Genomic DNA, 16,547 nt, shown 5'->3' on the forward strand with positions numbered 1-16,547 from the left:
ACGGTTCCTGTGGGAGCGGGCAAGCCCGCGAAGGGCCGCAAAGCGGCCCCAAAATGCGTACGCGAACACAAGCCTCATCAAACCTGCGTCTGCAACCCCGCCAGATAATCGCCAAACCCTTCGCGGGCGCGGCTGTCGCGCCGGCTGCTGGTGGCCACGCTATGTCTGGCGGTCCATACAATCTGCGCACCACTGGCCTGCAGGTCGCTGACCAGTTGCACATCCTCATGCGCCGCCAGGGGCTGGAAGCCGCCCACCCGATCATAGGCGTCGGCACACACCCCCAGATTGGCCCCATGCACATGCCGATGCCCCTCACGTGCCTGGTAACGGCTGTGGTACAGCTTGCGCAAGGCCGCTGTCTGCCAGGGTTGCCAGTACTCGACGTGCACCGTGCCGCACACCACCTCGGCCCCGCAGGCCAGTTGCGACAGCAGCCAGTGCGCTGGCACACGGCTGTCGGCATCGGTGCAGGCCAGCCACTGCGCGCCGCGCTCGACCATGTATGCCGCGCCCACGCGGCGGGCCATACCGACGTTGCCGGCATCCACCGTCAGCACCTGTACACCGAAACGCCTTGCCACGGCGGCGCTGCCATCGCTGCAGCGGTCCAGCACCACCAGCACCTCCACCTGGTGCCCCGCCTGCTGCGCCTGCAGGGCGGCAGCCAGTACTGCCCGCAGGCAGCGCCCAAGGCGTCGGGCCTCGTTGTGGGCCGGGATCACCACGGCAATCATGGGCAGGTCTCGTCGAGGTCGACCACGCTGGGCTGAGAGGCCCAGTACTCCAGCACGAAGTCCGCCTCGTCATGCTGGAACTGCAGATACAGCGGCAGGTGCCGGGCCAGCATGCGGTGCACTTCACGCCCGTCCTGCGGGCAGCCGGCGATGGGATGCTTCCAGTGGCAGACCAGCAGCCCACCGTCGTAGGTCAGGCTGGCCACCGACTGTTCGATCACCTGCAACCAGTCGGTCGGGTCGAGGTAGTAACCCACCTCGCTCAGCACGATCAGGTCGAAATGCCCATGCGGCCAGTCCGAGGGCAGCCGCGCCAGTTCCACCGAGACATTGCTCAGTCCAGCCAAGCGTTCACCGGCCAACGCTACCGCAGTAGGGTCCAGGTCCTGGCACAACAGGTTGGCACAACGCTCGGCCAACAAGGCGCTGAGCTCGCCATTGGCGCAAGCCGGCTCGAACACGCGCTGGTAGCACTGGCGCGGCAGGCTGGCCATGACCAGCTCGCGCTTGCGCTTTTCGTACCAGCGGGTGCGAAAGGCCCAAGGGTCTTCACTGGTGGCGTACAGGTCGGCGAAATACTGTGGGTCGAGGCTCATGACAACTCCATTTACAGGAACACCAGTTCGAAAGGTTGCAGCAGACAATCCAGCAAGTTCGGCGGCAGTACGGGCGGGCGCTGGCCATCCGGCTCCAGTTGGCTGACATGGGCGGCCAGGGCCTTGCGCTTGCGGGCCAGGCTGGCCTCGTCCAGCTGGATGCGGTGGGCCCGCGGCCAAGGCAGGCGCGGGTCATCCGGTTGCGCCCAGTGCCAGGCCCACACGGGTACCTCCAGGCATTGCACCTTGCGCATCCGCGCCGCCTGCGCCGCAGCCCGGCCCACTGCCTCGTGGTCACAGTGGCCATCGCCGCTCCAGGTGGCCATCAGCAGGTCGTCAGGCCTGAGCAACTGGCTCAGGTGGTTGAGCAGAAACGCCTCGTCACGTGGCAACGCGCCGTCTTTGAGGTGGAGCCGCCGCCAGTCCAGGCGGCCGAGGTCGAGGTCAAGCTGTTGCAGCGCATGGCGGCTTTCCAGCGGCCTTTGCCGGCGCAGGCGGTGTTCGCTCCAGTGGGTAGAGCCGGGGTGGCTGGCTTCACCATCGGTGGCGGAGATCAGCACCAGGTCGTCTTCCCGGCCATGAAAGCCCGCCAGCAGCCCGCCGGCCATGAGAATTTCATCATCGGGGTGCGGAGCCAGCAGTACCAGGCGGCGGCCTGGCGGGCACAGCTGCTGCGGGGTGATCCAGGTGGCCCTGGCCAGGTGCGCGGCCTGCTGCCAGGCCGCCCACGGCGTACCGCTGTTCGCCTGGATCAGGTTCTGCCTCATAGCTGCCAGACTCCCGCCGGCCGTTGTGCCAACTGCTCGCCGAGCGCCGCCAGGTCGCGCTCGGCATGGCTCTGGCGCAGGAACACCGGCAAGTCGGCGCTCAGCCGGGCAAAGTGGTTGTCGCGACAGAAAGGCGTGGCGCCCAGCGCCCGGCCGACGTGGTGGATCACCTGCTCCACGGCCTGTTCCACCTGGGCGCGGGTGCGGCGCACTTCGAAGCTGGCATCTGCGCCTGGCTGGCGGTCGATCCACGCCGCGCATTCGCGCAGTGCCGCCCTGGCGCCGTACAGGGCGGCGTCGACCGCGCCCAGGTGAGCATCGGCATGTGGGTCGAGGCGGGGGTTGCGGCAGTGTTCGCGCAGGTAATCGGCCAGGGCTTCGGCGGCGCCGTACCAGCAGGCCGCAATGCCAGCGCCGCCATGCCAGAACCCGGGGCGTGACAGGTATTGCCCGGGGCGGCCGATGGCGATGCCAGGGGTATGGTGGAATTCGACTTCGACACTGGCGGTGGTGGCCATGCCGATGGCCTGCCAGCGGTCTATGGCAAGGCCCTGGCTGGGATGGGACAGTTCGATGGCCACCAACTGGGGCTGGTCGTGCTGGTCCCAGGCCGTGACCAGCGCCCGGTCGATCTGCAGTGCGCCCGAACACCAGGCCTTGCGACCCTCCAGGCGGACCTGGTCGCCATCTCGGGCGACGATGCAGGCGCGGGCATCCGGCGGTTCGGCGGCCCACACGCCCCATATACCCTCGGCAGCGTGGTGCGCCGCAGCGCATTCGGCAAGGATCGCCAACGCGTCGGTGTGGCCCTCGTACAGCTTGGCCAAGGCGAGGTCACAGCCTGCCACCCGGGCCAGGGTTTGCCAGCGCCGTAGCGTATTGCCCTGGCCGGGCAGGGGCAGCAGGTCGAGGTGGTCGGCTTGCAGCGCCTGGATCAGCTGCGGCAACTGGGTATCCAGGTTGAGCGGTTGCTGCCGCTCGCTGAAGGCTCGCAGCAGGCGATCGAGGTTGGTCAGGTCAAAATCCTGGACGATGCTCATGGGCTCGGCTCCTTGGTGAGGCACTGCGGGCGTAGTGCTGGAGGCAAGCCGTCATCAGGCCAGCCCCAGCTGCTTGCGCATGCCCACGGTGATCGATTGCCTTGTCTTGCCATACTCCGCCCAGGGGTCGTCCACCTCGCCCAGGCGTTCAAGCACGTTGCCGATGTTCCACTGGTTGGCGCCCTTGAGTTGCGGCAGCTCCTCGCGCCAGATCGGCACGGATACCGGCAGGCCTTCGCGGGCGCGCAGGGTATAGGCGCAGGCGGTGGTCGCGCCCTTGCCGTTGCGCAGGTAGTCGATGAAGATGCGCCCGATGCGATTCTTGGGCCCGGATACGGCACTGAGCCTGTCGGGGAACAGCCTGGCCAGGTAATCGACGATGCCGTGGCTGAACGCCTTGACTTCATCCCAGCTGGCCCGCCGGGTCAGGGGCACGACCAGGTGCATGCCTTTGCCGCCACTGGTCTTTAGAAACACCTTCAAGCCCAGTTCATCCAGCAGCGTCAGGGCCAGTTGGGTCGCTTCGAGCATGGCCTTCCACGGCAGCGCCGGGTCCGGGTCGAGGTCGAGGACGAAGCGGTCGGGCTTGTCGAAGTCCTTGTCGGTGGCGTTCCAGGTGTGCAGCTCGATCATGTTCATCTGCACGGCACCCAGCAAGGTGTCGGCGCGGTTGACGACCATTGCCGCCTGGCCGGCCTCGGCCTTGTCGTAGCTGAGCACGTTGGGCAGATGCAGTTGGCCGGCGTTCTTCTGGAAGAACAGCTCCCCGGCCAGGCCATCCGGCGCGCGCACCAGCGCCACCGGGCGGTGCTCGAGCTGGGGCAGTATCCACTGGCTGACGGCGGCGTAGTACTCGGCGACCTCACGCTTGGTAACGCCGCTGGTGGCGTCGACCACCCGCTCGGGGTGGGTCAGGCGCAGCTCGCCCAAGGCCTCGGGGGCCTTGGCCTGCTTGCGCTTGGGCAGGGTCTTGGCGGGCATGCTGCGCTCCAGGTCGATGGCGGTAGCCGGTTTGTCATCGCGCAGGCCGTGAAACACCGAGTGGCGCACGATGCCGTCACGGGTCATCTGGGCATAGGCGACTTCGGCCAGCAGTTGCGGTTTCAGCCAGTGCACGCCCCGGGCTTCGGCCCCGGTAGGCGGGTTGGGCAGGGCCGGCCCGGCGATTTCCAACGGTTTCAGCCGGGCATGGATGCTGGCCAGCGTGGTTGCACTGAAGCCGGTGCCGACCTTGCCGGCATAGCGCAACTCGCCGCTGTCGTTGTCGTGCAAGGCCAGCAGCAGGGCGCCGAAACCGCTGCGGCTGCCTTTGGGGTCGGTGTAGCCGACGATCACGAACTCCTGGCGCTGCTTGCACTTGAGCTTGATCCAGTCGGGGCTGCGGCGGCCGCTGTAGGGGCTGTCGACGCGCTTTCCGATCAGGCCTTCGAGTTGCAGCCGGCAGGCGCTGTCGAGCAGGGATTCGACGGGCTGGTCAAAGTCGGCGGAGTACTTGAGTACGTCCGATTCGTTGTGTTCCAGCAACTGCTGCAAAGTGTTGCGCCGGTCCTGCAGCGGTAACTGACGCAGGTCCTGGCCGCCCAGGAAGGGCAGGTCGAACAGGTAATAGGTGATGTGCTCGTCATGCTCGGTGTCGAAAGCGTTCTGCAGCGCCTGGAAGTCCGCCGTGCCGTCTTCGCCAGCCACCACCACCTCGCCATCGAGCCAGGCCGAATCGAGGCCCAGCGCACGCAAGGCGGCAACCTGCCTGGGCATCTTGCCGCTCCAGTCATGGCCATTGCGGGTGAACAGGCGCACGTCATCACCGTCGATGCGGGCAAGGATGCGGTAACCGTCGAACTTCACCTCGTAACGCCAGTCGCCACTGGGCGGGGAGTCGACCAAGGTCGCCAGTTGTGGCTGCAGCTGTGCCGGCAACGGCACCTTCCGGCCTTTGCTGGCGGTTTTGCGACGTGGCGCGGCGGCCTTTTTTGCTGCCGGCTTGCGCGGCACCAGCGTGCGGTCGCTGAGCACGCTGTCGGGCTGGGCGTCGACGATGCTGTAGTCGGCTTCGCTGCGCGCCTGGCTGTCGTGCGACTTGACCAGCATCCACTGCTCCTTCTTGCCGGCCAGGTGGGTGCGGAACAAGTTCCATACACCGCCGAGCTTTTCGCCTTGCAGGCGAAAACGCAGCTTGCCCTTGGCATAGGCCTCACGCGCATCGCCTTCGGGCTCCCAGATGCCCCGGTCCCACACGATCACGTCGCCCGCGCCGTAATGGCCTTCGGGGATATGGCCTTCGAAGTCGGCGTAGTCCAGCGGGTGGTCCTCCACGTGCACGGCCAGGCGGCGCACCTTGGGGTCCAGCGACGGCCCTTTGGGGATGGCCCAGCTTTTCAGCGTGCCATCGAGCTCCAGGCGGAAGTCGTAGTGCAGGTGGCTGGCATCGTGCTTCTGGATGCAGAACTGCAGCGCGTGGGCCCGCTTGCCACGGCTGCGCTTGCCGCTGGGCTCGGGCGTGGCATTGAAGTCGCGCTTGCGCGCATATTCCTGCAGGGGCTTGGCCATGGCGGGCTCCGGGCGGTTCGCAGTCTCTAATCTGGGAGGCAGCGGCCCGGGCGGTAGTTCAAAAAAACTCTGAATCTTCCAGCAGCTGGTGCAGTCGACCGAATGAAGCCACCTGACGGAGAACGCACATGGCCCGAGCAGATGAACCGAAGCCGTATACCCCCACTGAAATCGACGACACCGAAGACCGCATGGGCAGCGTGCATGAACTGGACTTCGACGAGCGCCTGGATGAACGCGAGGGGCGTGTGGGTGACGAGCGACCGGCCGCGGACGTGGCCCGCGAGTTCCCACCGCGGCGCGTGGCCGAAAGCGGCATGACCGGCGGCGAGGCGTTGAGCGACAGCCTGCACGAGGACAACGTCACTTACGACGACCTGAGCCCGGACACCTTGCTGGATGAAACCGGTGCCCGCGACCCGCATGAACCGGGCGGCAGCGGCGGCCCTGCAGACAAGACCCTGAGGCGGGTAGAGGCCAACGAGATTGGCGGCGGCATAGGCCTGGACGAAGCCGAACTGGCCCGCTCCGCGCCGCTGGATGGAGAGCCTTGGGCCGATGATGTGATCGATGACGAGGAGAGCAAGCCATGAACGAGGTACGTTGTGCCTGTGCGCATTGTTCCTGCACCGTGGATGCCAATGCCTTGCAGCTCGAAGGCAAGGTGTATTGCTGCGAGGCCTGTGCCAGCGGGCATCGCAATGGCGAGCCGTGCCGGATGCCTGATTGCCACTGTGGCGAAAAGACCGGGGAAAGCGCGGTGGACAATGCGCTGGACGAGACCTTCCCGGCGAGTGACCCGATTTCGCCCTGAAGCCTGAGGGGCCTCGCGGCCAGGACATCATTATTTGATGCAACTGCCGTGGATGCCTGTTCTGGCCCTATCGCCGGCAAGCCAGCTCCCACAGGGTCCCTGCTAATTCAAAGAGTTATGTGCAGTTCTATGAGAGCTGGCTTGCCGGCGATAGGGCCCGAGCAGGCAATACAGTTGGCTCAGTGAGTCTGCCAGATGCCGTTGCTACGCTCGCAATCGGTGCGGGCCTGGCCCAGGCTGGGGGTGTCGTAGTAGTAGGTGATCACCCGTGCATCCTTGGGCAACGCCGGCTTGTCACCGCCAGCTGCCTTGGGGTTGGCCAATGCCTCCTGGGTCAACGGCGCGATGCAACTGCCGACGCTGCCATCCGCACAACGCGCGACCTTGTGCTTTTCGCTGTTGAGCATGTCCTTGCTCTCGTTGCTGCATGACCAGTTGATCGCTTCGGCGGGCAGGTTGCTGTAGCTGTAGCAGCTGTGCCGCTCCACCGGCGTTACCGCCTCGCTGGAGGAGCGGGTAAGCACGTTGCAGGCTTCGGCCAGGGCCTGGCCGCTGACCAGGCTCGCCACCATCAGTATCAACATCGGCTTCAAGACAGCGCCACGCATTTGCCACCTCCCGGGCCACTGGCCCTCGATAGGTCTAGGCAGGCTTGTCGCGCCGGCGCATGGCCTTGGCGCGTTTCTCCAGGATCAGGTAGGTCAGCACCGCCAGCAACAGCGGCACCAGGTAGTACAGCGTGCGGTAACCCAGCAGGGCCGCCACCAGTGTGCCCTGGGCAATCTGCCCATGCAGCAGGGCCAGGAACACCGTTTCCAGCACACCCAGCCCGGCCGGGATATGCGCGACCACACCAGCCACGCAACTGATCAGCAGGATGCCAAGTATCGACGGGTAGAAGGCTTCGCCAGGCAGCAACCAGAAGATCAGCAGTGCCATCAGCGCCCAGTTGCTGGCACCCAGTACCACCTGGCACAGCGCCAGGCGCAGCGACGGCAGCGTTACCTCATGGTCGCGCCAGCGCCAGGTGCGCTTTTTGGCGAAACCACAGGCCAGCAAGTAGCCTGCGGCAATCGCCAGCAATACCAGGCCGATCAGTTGCAGGCCGCTGGCGCCGACCGCCCAGTTGGCGGGCAGCTCGACCAGGCGCAAGGCGAACACTGTGCCAGCCAGCAGCATGTAGCCCATCCAGTTGGTCAGCAGGCCCAGGGTGAGGATGCGCGTGATGGTCGCCGTGTCCAGACCCAGGCGGCTGTAGAGCCGGTAGCGCAAGGCAACGCCACCCACCCAGGTGGTGAAATTGAGGTTGAAGGCATAGCACACGAAGGCAACCGGCAACACTTGGCGGGCCGGCAGGTGGTGGCCGGTGTAGGCCCGGGCCAGCAGGTCGTAGCTGGCGAACGTCAGGTAGCTGCACCCGGCCAGCACCAGGCCGATGGCCAGGGTGCCGGGCTTGTAGGCCAGCAACGACTGGCGCACTTCGTTCCAGTCCAGGTTGCGCGCCAGCAGGTACAGCAGCGCAGGGATCAGGATCAGGAATGCCAGGGTGAACAGCCGCTTGCCCCAGATTTGCCAGTGTTTTCGCGCCATCAGGTCTTGCCCTCGTGATAGTCAACCTGTGCCTCGGCCTCCGGCTGCACCGAGCGCAGGTGCTGACGGTGCGCCGGGAACCAACCGGCAATCCGCGGGAAATGGCGGATCACGTGGAAACACACGAAAATCAGTGGTGCCCGCCACCAGTAGCCGCGAACCATGCGTTCCAGGGTGACCGGCTTGCATTGTTCGCGGGCCAGCGCCTGCAGGTGCTGGTTGAGCTGCTGGTTGAAGGCGCGGTCACGGATGAACAGGTTGGCTTCAAGGTTGAACGACAGGCTGAGCGGGTCCAGGTTGCTGGAGCCGACCGTGGCCCACTCATCATCCACCAGCGCCACCTTGCCGTGCAGCGGCCGTTGGCAATACTCGTGAATGGCCACACCGTCGCGCAGCAGGTAGTTGTAGAGCAGCCGCGACAGCGCCCGTACCCAGCGCATGTCTGGCTGGCCCTGCAGGATCAGCCGAACCTCCACGCCGCGCCGGGACGCATTGCGCAATTCACGCATCAGCCGGTAGCCCGGGAAGAAATACGCATTGGCCACCACGATGCGCCGCCGGGCACTGCGAAACGCCTGCAGGTAGTGGGCCTCGATATCGGTGCTGCGCACCTTGTTGTCGCGCTCGACCAGCACGGCGGTGCAGGTACCGGCAGGCTCGGTCAATGGCCTTACCGCGCTGGGCGGCTGCAGCACCGGTGACATCAGGCGCTTGCTGGCGGCATGAACCTGTGCCACCACTGGGCCGACGACCTCCACGGCATAGTCCTGCTTGGCCATGGGACCAAAGTCGCCCAAATGGTCGGCGCTGTAGTTGATGCCGCCAATGAAGGCCCGCTCGCCATCGACCACCACTATCTTGCGGTGCAGGCGCCGGAACAGGTTGGTGCGCATGCCCACCAGCCGCGGCTGCGGGTCGAAGGCGTGGAAACTGACCCCGGCATCGGTCATGGCCGCAATGAAGGAGTCGGGCAGGTCGGCCGTGCCGTACCCATCCACGGCCACTTCGACACGCACGCCGCGGCGGGCGGCATCGATCAGCACCTGCTGCAATTGCTGGCCAACCTTGTCATCGAAGATGATGAAGGTCTCCAACAGGATTTCCTCCCGTGCCTGGGCCATGGCCTCGAACACGCGGGGGTAGTATTGCTCGCCATTGATCAGCAACTGCACGCTGTTGCCGTCTACCCAGGGTCGGTTCACAGTTTGATCTCCGAAGCCAGAGGGGCGTGGTCGGAAAGGTGCGACCACGGGTACATGGACAGCACCTGGGCCGTGCCGGGCATGGCGTTGCGCAGGTAGATGCGGTCCAGGCGCAACAGCGGCAGGCGCGCCGGGAAACTGCGTGCCGGGGTGCCGAAATGCTCGCCGAACGCTTCCACCAGGTGTTCGCACAGCACCGCATCAGCCTTCAGCCGCCAATCGTTGAAATCGCCGGCAACGATCACCGGGGCCTTGGGCGGCAGGCTGCCCAGCAGGTCCAGCAGCAGCTTCACCTGGCGTTGCCGGTGGGCCTCGCGCAAGCCCAGGTGCACGCACACCGCATGCACCTGGTCATGGCCAGGCACTTCCAGCTGGCAATGCAACAGGCCGCGCTGCTCGTTGCCCTGCACCGAGACGTCCAGGTTGTCGAAGCGGCTGATGGGGAATTTCGACAGCAGCGCGTTGCCGTGGTCGCCATGGGGGTATACGGCATTGCGGCCGTAGGCGAACTGCGGCCACATGCTGTCGGCCAGGAACTCGTACTGTGGCGTATCCGGCCAGGCCGGGTGGCGCAGGGCATGTTGCTGGTGGCTGCCGTGCACTTCCTGCAGGAACACCAGGTCGGCGCCGGTGGCGCGCACGGCTTCGCGCAACTCGGGCAGGATGAAGCGCCGGTTGAAGAAGGTGAAGCCCTTGTGCACGTTCAACGTCAGTACATTCAGCCGACGCACGGCAGTGATCTTGTCGATGATGCAGTGCGGGGCAGGCAGGGTCCTGTTCACAGGGTCACCTCCGGCACCACGCCAGGCTCGGTCATCAGCTCATGGTCCAGCGACAGCTTCTGCAACAGGCGCCGGGCGTCATAAGGCGCATGGACTTTCTGGTCGTTGTCGAAATAGCAGTAGACGTCACGGGCGGCGCGCCGCGGTGGCGGCCCTGGCACCACCAGCTGGGCATCGTCGGCCTGGCGGCCCTGGCTCCAGTGCTGGATGCGCTGCTTCCAGCGCCGCAGCGCCTGGGCGGTATAGCCACTGCTGTACAGCTCGACATCGCCATGCAGGCGCATGTACACGAAGTCGGCGGTAAGGTCCTCGACATAGGGCCATTTACCGGCACTGTCGGCCACTACCAGCGCTACCCGGTGCTTGCGCAGCAGCTTGATGAAGGCTTCGCACAAAAAGCTTTCGTTGCGGATTTCCACCGCGTGGCGAAGCCGTGCGTTGCCCTTGATATCGGTGCCGCCGTTGTCCTTCAGGTGTTGCGCACACCCCTGTGCGCATTCGCGGGCCTCCTTGCGGCTGTGCGGCAGCAGTTCGAGAAAACGGGCGAAGCGGGCCTCGTCGAACTTCATGTTCGGCGGAAACTGCCACAGGAACGGGCCCAGCTTCTTGCCGAGCAGCAGCGGCCCGGAGGCGAAGAAATTGGCCATGGCCTCTTCGATATCCTTCAGCCGCCGTACATGGGTGATGTAGCGCGGGGCTTTTACCGCGAATACGAAGCCAGGCGGCGTTTCGTCATGCCAGCCCTGGTAGCGTTCGGGTGTTTGCAGGCTGTAGAACGAGCCGTTGATTTCAATGCTGTTGACCGCTCGCGAAGCGAACGCCAGTTCGTTGTCCTGGGGCAGGCCCTTCGGGTAGAAATCCTTGCGCCACGGGCCGTAGCGCCAACCTGAGATGCCGATGCGGATATCGCTCACGCTGCCTTCCTCATTGCCGGGTCCTTGTTCGGTCACTCTGAAAGTGCGACCGGTCAACAGCGGCCAGGGTTCAGCACGGTTGACCAACGGAAAAGGCTGATGCCGCGCGGAACTTTGCGGCCCGCGGCGTTTCCACCGCATACCTGCTACGAGGAAGGGCGCCAGGATGAAATTCGACCGTTTCGCCCAATGGCTGGCCAATTGGGCCGGCCGCCCGCTGACTTTTGGCATCGCCTGCCTGCTGATCCTGATCTGGGCAGTGACCGGGCCGCTGTTCGGCTTCAACGACACCTGGCAACTGGTGATCAACACCTCGACCACCATCATCACCTTCCTCATGGTGTTCCTGATCCAGAACACCCAGAACCGCGACAACGACGAGCTGCACATCAAGATCGATGAGCTGTTGCGCACCACCCAACAGGCGCACAAGGCGCTGCTGGACCTGGAAGACATGGACCCGGCCGAGCTGCATGCCCTGCGCAAGCAGTACCGGCAGATGGCCGGGCAGGGTGACGATGCGCAGAAACCCAAGGAATGACCTGCCAACCCTGGAGGCAAGCATGGCCAGACATATCGTCCACTTCACCGGGCCTATCAATTCATCCACCTGCGGCAACCTGATCAACACCTGTTCGCGGGCGTTGCAGCAGGGGGCCGAAGTCCTGCAACTGAACATCGCCACCATGGGCGGCGAGTGCAGCTACGGGTTTACCTTGTACAACTTCCTGCGGGCGTTACCGGTCGAGGTGCATACCCACAACCTCGGCACGGTGGAATCCATGGGCAACATCCTGTTCCTGGCCGGGGATCGGCGCACGGCATGCAGTTACAGCAAGTTCCTGTTCCATCCGTTCCACTGGACCTTGCATGGCTCGGTCGACCACTCACGCATGGCCGAATATGCGATGAGCCTGGACTATGACCTGCGCCTGTATGCACAGATCGTCGCCGAGCGGACCGAAGGGGCGGACGAGGTGCTGGATGTACCGCGGTATCTGATGGCCTACCCGCGGATACTCGGGCCCCGGGAGGCATTGGCGAACGGGATGATCCATGCCATTGACGAAATGCCGATCGAGGCCGAGGCGTGTCAGTGGAGCGTGCATGCCTAGCGGATTCCTGTACCGGCCTCTTCGCGGGCATGCCCGCTCCCACAGGTTCAGCACATGCCTCAGAAGCGGTGGAGCACCTGTGGGGGCTTGCCCGCTCCCACAGGCATTCCACCGAACCTGTGGGAGCGGGCAAGCCCGCGAATGGGCCGGCACAGGTGAAGAAGGTCTACCTCACTGACGCCGCCGTAGCCCGGTCACAGGCCAGCAACGAGCGGATCAGCAGCTTGATCTCGTCCTTGAGCATGGGCACCTGGTCCGGGTGAGCGAACCGGCAATCGGCAATTTCATGCAGCGCCTTGGGGTGCGGGGCGTCGGCGAACTCCGCCTCGAACACATAATGCATGCGCTCTGCCGCTTCATGACGCATCAACAGGGTCAGCGATTCTGCCTGCAACCCGGTTTCCTCAAGCAATTCACGCTCCGCTGCCTGCACCGGCGTCTCGCCGGGCTCTATCTTGCCGCCGGGCAGGGTCCAGGCGGCGTTGGGCTTTCTCACCCACAACCATTTATGGGTTTGTTTGCCATGCCGGCAGATAATGGTGGCGCGATGCTTGACTGGCTTCATTCAGGCTCCTGGGCGAATCCCTCATTCCATGTAGATTCGGCCCCCGGCAGCAATGAACGTTGCGTTTAAAGCGACCAACGGTCAGTAAGGCACCGAGCCGCTCAGCGCCTCGATGGCCTCCACCAGTTCGTCATAGCCCACCGGCTTGTTCAGGTGCCGGTCGAAGCCTGACTGGCGCGACTTGTGCTGGTCGGCGCTGGCACCATAGCCGGTCAGGGCGATGGCCGGGGTATGGCGCAGGTGCGGGTAGCCGCGCAGGGCCTTGATCAACGCATGGCCGTCCATTATCGGCATGCCGATATCCGAGAGGATGATGTCGTATTCCGCACCCGCAGCGGCATCCAGGGCCTCACGTGGCTTGCTGAAGGCATTGACGCTGGCACTCTCCATTTCCAGCAGCTCCTGCATTACCGCCAACACCTCTACAGAGTCATCCACCAGCAACACGCGAATTCCATCCAGGCGGCCCACGCTCAGCGGCTCCGAGCCCTGTATACGCTGCGGGCACTGCGTATCGCAAAGGGGCAGGGTGACCGTAAAGGTGCAGCCCAGCCCAAGCCCCGGTGATGCCGCGCGCACTTTACCGCCATGGGCCTCGACCAGTTGCCGTACCAGCGACAGGCCGATGCCCAGGCCTTCTCGGCTGTGGCTGGCCTGCTGCGGCGCAGCCTGCCTGAACAGGTCGAAGATATGCTCGAGGCTGTCGTGGCTCAGGCCCACGCCATGGTCGATCACTTGCAGGCGTGCGCTATCCTCGTCGTGGCTCAGCACCAGGCGTATCTCGTTGCCCGCCGGGCTGAACTTCAGCGCGTTGTTCAGCAGGTTCCAGATGATCTGCTCCAGACGGGTAACATCACCCTCGATCATCATCGGCAGGTTGTCGGCGGGCAGCTCCAGGCGAACCGGGCAGGGGTGTTGCTCGCTTGATACCACGTCATGGATGCCCTGCAGGAGGGCCAGCAGGTCCACCGGTTCGGTCTTGAGTTTGAGCTTGCCAGTGCGAATGCGCGCCACATCCAGCAGGTCGTCGATGATCCGCGCCTGACTGGTTACCGCATCACAGATGGTACCAACGGCCTTGCTCGCTGCACTGATGTTCCTCAGCGACGGCAGGCGGCGCAGGATCTCGGCATTGAGCTGGATCAGGTTGAGCGGGTGCTTGAGTTCATGGGACATGACGGCGAAGAACTCGTCCTTCATGTGGCTGGTGCTCTGCGTCTCGGCCAATTGCTTGCTAAGGCGCTCTTCGCCCAGGCGCACGCGCTCTTCGGCGGCATGGCTGCTGCTGATGTCGATGAAGGTAAGCACCGTGCCGTCGATTTTCTGCTCGCTGGAGCGGTAGGGCAGCAGGCGCGCCAGGTACCAGTGATCACCCTGGCCACCGATTTCACGCTCGATGATGGCCTCGCCCTGGGCCACCGCGCGGGCATCGTCGGCCAGTGCCGGGTAATCCAGGCGGTGGGTGATGTCGAGCAGGGAGCGGCCGGTATCGACTGGCAGGATATTGAACAGGTCGGCGGCGCGCGGCGTGAACCAGCGAATATGCAGGTTGCGGTCGACGAACACCGTGGCGATCTCGGTGCAAGCGATCAGGTTGCTGAGGTAGTCGTTGACCTTGTCGGTTTCCTCGACCTTGTTCTTCAGCTCGTAGTTGACCGTGAGCAGTTCCTCGTTGATCGACTGCAGCTCTTCCTTGCTGGTTTCCAGTTCTTCGCTGGCCGAACGCAACTCTTCGTTGATGGCCTGCATCTCTTCGTTGGAAGCCGTCAGCTCCTCGCTGGAGACCTCGGACTGCTCGATGGTTTCCTGCAGCTGCAGGCGAGTGCGCTGCAGTTCACGTTCGAGGTTGTGCAGGACCATGCTGTCAGTCTGCCGGATGACGCCGGGCAACGGCAGGGACGGGTCGGGCGCGCGCTCCTCGAACACCACCAGCAGGCAATCGCTGGCACCGAGTTCGTCCTTGTACGGCTGCACGGTGATCTCCACCTGCAGTTTGCCCATGGTTTCCGCCAGGTCGACAGGGCGCGAGGTCACCGCCTCGGTCCCCTGACGCGCCTGGAACAAGGTGCTGCGCAGGGCCAGGCGCAGGGGCGGCAGCACCAGGTTCAGCAGGCTGCGGCTCGGTTCGCCACCGGCCAGTTGCAGGAAACGCCCCACGCCTTCGCTCATGTGCAGGATATTGCCGTCGATATCGACGATCAGGCTGGGCGGCATGCGGCGCGCCAGGGCGCGGTAGTGCAGGTCGGCGAAGGATGGCTTGCGCCCCGGCTTGGCCTTGGCCAGCACATCCTGCGGCATGCTGGCGGCCGAAGTACCGGGCAGCTGGCGGCCGGAACGGTGGCCGGTATTGCTGGCATCGAGTGCGCGGAAAATGCGGTTGCGCTTGTCCACCGGGGCGAACAGTTCATTGGCCACGTCGGCCGACTCGGACGAACCGAGGAACAGGTAGCCACCCGGGCGCAGGGCGAAGTGGAACATCTGCAGGATGTCACGCTGCACCTCGCGGTCCAGGTAGATCAGCAGGTTGCGGCAGACAATCAGGTCGATCTGCGAGAACGGTGGGTCCGACAGCAGGTTATGCCGGGCGAACAGCACCTTTTCGCGAACCTCCTTGCGCACCCGGTAATGCTGGTCTTCCTTGATGAAGAACTGGCGCAGCCGGCTGGGCGGCACGTCGGTGACGATCGCTTCGGGGTAGGAGCCGCTGCGGGCGATGCCGATGGCGCGTTCGTCCAGATCGGTGGCGAACACCTGAACCTTGCACGAGCGCTGCTCAAGTGCCAGCTGCTCGCAAACCAAAATGGCCAGGCTGTAAGCCTCTTCGCCGGTGGAGCAGCCGGCCGACCACACGCGGATCTCGTCCGCGCCCTCGGCCGGGTCGCGTTCGCAGGCCAGCTGCGGCAGCACATGGCGCTCCAGGGCTTCGAAGGCTTCGCGATCGCGGAAGAAATTGGTCACGCCAATCAGCATGTCAGCCAGCAGCGCCCTGGATTCTGCAGGGTGCTGTTCCAGGTAATGCAGGTAGGCCGCCAGGTCTGCCTGGCCGGTCACATGCAGGCGGCGCTCGATGCGCCGTAGCACCGTGGCGCGCTTGTAGTGCTGGAAGTCGTGGCCGGTATTGCTGCGCAATTGCAGCAGTATCTCCTCGAGCATCGGCTCGCAGGCCTGGGCATCGCCTGCGCGGGTGCCCAAGGCTGGTGGCAGGGTGTCGTCCTCTATTTCCGGGAGCCGAACCTGGCGGGCATTGCGCCACAGCTCCAGCAGCTTCTGCGGCATTTCTGCCGCCGGCAGCACCAGGTCGACCATGCCGGTCTCGATGGCAGCGCGGGGCATGCTGTCGTATTGAGCGTCGTCCGGGGTTTGCGCCAGGGTCACACCGCCTTGCTCCTTGATCCGCGAAAGGCCCACGGCGCCGTCGGCACCGGTGCCGGACAACACCACGCAGAAGGCGTGGTCTTTGTGCACGTCAGCCAGGTCACGGAAGAACAGGTCGATGGCCACGTGGTCGCCACGGCGCCGGTTGGCCGGGGTCACGCGCAGGTAGCCATCGTTGGTGGACAGGCGATTGGCCGGTGAAATCACGTAGATGTGGTTGCGCTCGATGGGCACCGGCTCGGTCACCTGGCGCACCGGCATTTGCGTGGTCTCCTGGATGATGCGGTCGGCAACGCTCTGGTGGTCGGGGGACAGGTGCAGGACCACGACGAAGGCCATGCCGCAGTCGCTGGGCATTTGCCGGAACAGCGTACAGATCGCTTCCAGGCCGCCCGCCGATGCACCGATGCCCACCACCGGGAAATCCAGGTGGCTGGGGCTGAGCGCCGGGTTCTGGGGCGAGGCAGGTTGCTTGGGGGACGACTTCATGGACGGAGCCTTGT

16 protein-coding genes are annotated in these 16,547 nt (G+C 64.9%); 4 read left to right on the top strand and 12 right to left on the bottom strand.

Features of this window, described 5'->3' with window-relative positions; translation table 11 throughout:
* Nucleotides 1-77: 77 nt before the first annotated feature.
* The 5 genes from B2790_RS10255 to ligD are packed head-to-tail and all read right to left on the bottom strand — an operon-like array spanning nucleotide 78 to nucleotide 5,687.
* On the bottom strand, nucleotides 78-737 hold the full coding sequence (locus B2790_RS10255; protein ID WP_075045215.1) for a glycosyltransferase: 660 nt from the start codon (nucleotides 735-737) through the stop codon (nucleotides 78-80).
* Complete coding sequence (locus B2790_RS10260) at nucleotides 734-1,333, bottom strand: class I SAM-dependent methyltransferase (RefSeq protein ID WP_286918770.1); 600 nt, start codon at nucleotides 1,331-1,333, stop codon at nucleotides 734-736. The genes B2790_RS10255 and B2790_RS10260 overlap by 4 nt, the downstream gene beginning before the upstream one ends.
* A gap of 11 nt (nucleotides 1,334-1,344) precedes the next feature.
* Complete coding sequence (locus B2790_RS10265) at nucleotides 1,345-2,100, bottom strand: PIG-L deacetylase family protein (RefSeq protein ID WP_025339087.1); 756 nt, start codon at nucleotides 2,098-2,100, stop codon at nucleotides 1,345-1,347.
* Nucleotides 2,097-3,140: an acyl-CoA dehydrogenase family protein gene (locus B2790_RS10270; RefSeq protein WP_286918771.1), complete on the bottom strand. Its 1,044-nt coding sequence runs from the start codon at nucleotides 3,138-3,140 to the stop codon at nucleotides 2,097-2,099. The genes B2790_RS10265 and B2790_RS10270 overlap by 4 nt, the downstream gene beginning before the upstream one ends.
* A 54-nt stretch (nucleotides 3,141-3,194) precedes the next feature.
* On the bottom strand, nucleotides 3,195-5,687 hold the full coding sequence (gene ligD, locus B2790_RS10275) for a DNA ligase D (protein WP_286918772.1): 2,493 nt from the start codon (nucleotides 5,685-5,687) through the stop codon (nucleotides 3,195-3,197).
* A gap of 128 nt (nucleotides 5,688-5,815) precedes the next feature.
* Here ligD and B2790_RS10280 point away from each other — a divergent pair, with 128 nt between their 5' ends.
* Both B2790_RS10280 and B2790_RS10285 read left to right on the top strand, forming a co-directional pair.
* Nucleotides 5,816-6,280: a phosphotransferase system, HPr-related protein gene (locus B2790_RS10280; RefSeq protein ID WP_085589667.1), complete on the top strand. Its 465-nt coding sequence runs from the start codon at nucleotides 5,816-5,818 to the stop codon at nucleotides 6,278-6,280.
* Entirely contained in the window at nucleotides 6,277-6,501 is a 225-nt protein-coding gene (locus B2790_RS10285) for a metallothionein (RefSeq protein ID WP_025339091.1), read from the top strand. Before B2790_RS10280 ends, B2790_RS10285 begins: the two co-directional genes overlap by 4 nt.
* Before the next feature lie 179 nt (nucleotides 6,502-6,680).
* Here B2790_RS10285 and B2790_RS10290 read toward each other — a convergent pair whose 3' ends face one another.
* From B2790_RS10290 to B2790_RS10310, 5 genes are read right to left on the bottom strand one after another with little or no spacing between them, the layout of a single operon-like run.
* Complete coding sequence (locus B2790_RS10290) at nucleotides 6,681-7,109, bottom strand: hypothetical protein (protein ID WP_025339092.1); 429 nt, start codon at nucleotides 7,107-7,109, stop codon at nucleotides 6,681-6,683.
* A 34-nt stretch (nucleotides 7,110-7,143) separates the two neighbouring features.
* Nucleotides 7,144-8,091, bottom strand: coding sequence for a lysylphosphatidylglycerol synthase domain-containing protein (locus B2790_RS10295; protein WP_286918773.1), 948 nt, complete (start codon nucleotides 8,089-8,091; stop codon nucleotides 7,144-7,146).
* Entirely contained in the window at nucleotides 8,091-9,293 is a 1,203-nt protein-coding gene (gene clsB / locus B2790_RS10300) for a cardiolipin synthase ClsB (RefSeq protein ID WP_286918774.1), read from the bottom strand. The genes B2790_RS10295 and clsB overlap by 1 nt, the downstream gene beginning before the upstream one ends.
* Nucleotides 9,290-10,075 (bottom strand): endonuclease/exonuclease/phosphatase family protein, encoded by a 786-nt coding sequence (locus B2790_RS10305; RefSeq protein ID WP_286918775.1) that lies wholly within the window; start codon nucleotides 10,073-10,075, stop codon nucleotides 9,290-9,292. Before B2790_RS10305 ends, clsB begins: the two co-directional genes overlap by 4 nt.
* A complete protein-coding gene (locus B2790_RS10310) occupies nucleotides 10,072-10,989 on the bottom strand; it encodes a DUF72 domain-containing protein (protein WP_286918776.1) in 918 nt (305 codons plus the stop codon). The genes B2790_RS10305 and B2790_RS10310 overlap by 4 nt, the downstream gene beginning before the upstream one ends.
* Nucleotides 10,990-11,155: 166 nt before the next feature.
* On the opposite strand from B2790_RS10310, the gene B2790_RS10315 reads away from it, so the two are divergent.
* The gene (locus B2790_RS10315) at nucleotides 11,156-11,530 is read left to right on the top strand and encodes a low affinity iron permease family protein (RefSeq protein WP_025339097.1); all 375 of its coding nucleotides are present in this window, start codon (nucleotides 11,156-11,158) and stop codon (nucleotides 11,528-11,530) included.
* Between the two features lie 22 nt (nucleotides 11,531-11,552).
* Nucleotides 11,553-12,104 (top strand): ATP-dependent Clp protease proteolytic subunit, encoded by a 552-nt coding sequence (locus B2790_RS10320; RefSeq protein WP_025339098.1) that lies wholly within the window; start codon nucleotides 11,553-11,555, stop codon nucleotides 12,102-12,104.
* Nucleotides 12,105-12,270: 166 nt separating this feature from the next.
* Here B2790_RS10320 and B2790_RS10325 read toward each other — a convergent pair whose 3' ends face one another.
* Together B2790_RS10325 and B2790_RS10330 are read right to left on the bottom strand one after the other, a co-directional pair.
* Nucleotides 12,271-12,669: an NUDIX hydrolase gene (locus tag B2790_RS10325; RefSeq protein ID WP_196181506.1), complete on the bottom strand. Its 399-nt coding sequence runs from the start codon at nucleotides 12,667-12,669 to the stop codon at nucleotides 12,271-12,273.
* Between the two features lie 81 nt (nucleotides 12,670-12,750).
* Nucleotides 12,751-16,533 (bottom strand): CheR family methyltransferase, encoded by a 3,783-nt coding sequence (locus B2790_RS10330; protein ID WP_137163921.1) that lies wholly within the window; start codon nucleotides 16,531-16,533, stop codon nucleotides 12,751-12,753.
* Nucleotides 16,534-16,547: the final 14 nt, after the last annotated feature.

The sequence above is a fragment of the Pseudomonas sp. UBA6753 genome, assembly GCF_002453565.1.
Classification (GTDB): Bacteria; Pseudomonadota; Gammaproteobacteria; order Pseudomonadales; family Pseudomonadaceae; genus Aquipseudomonas; species Aquipseudomonas putida_Z.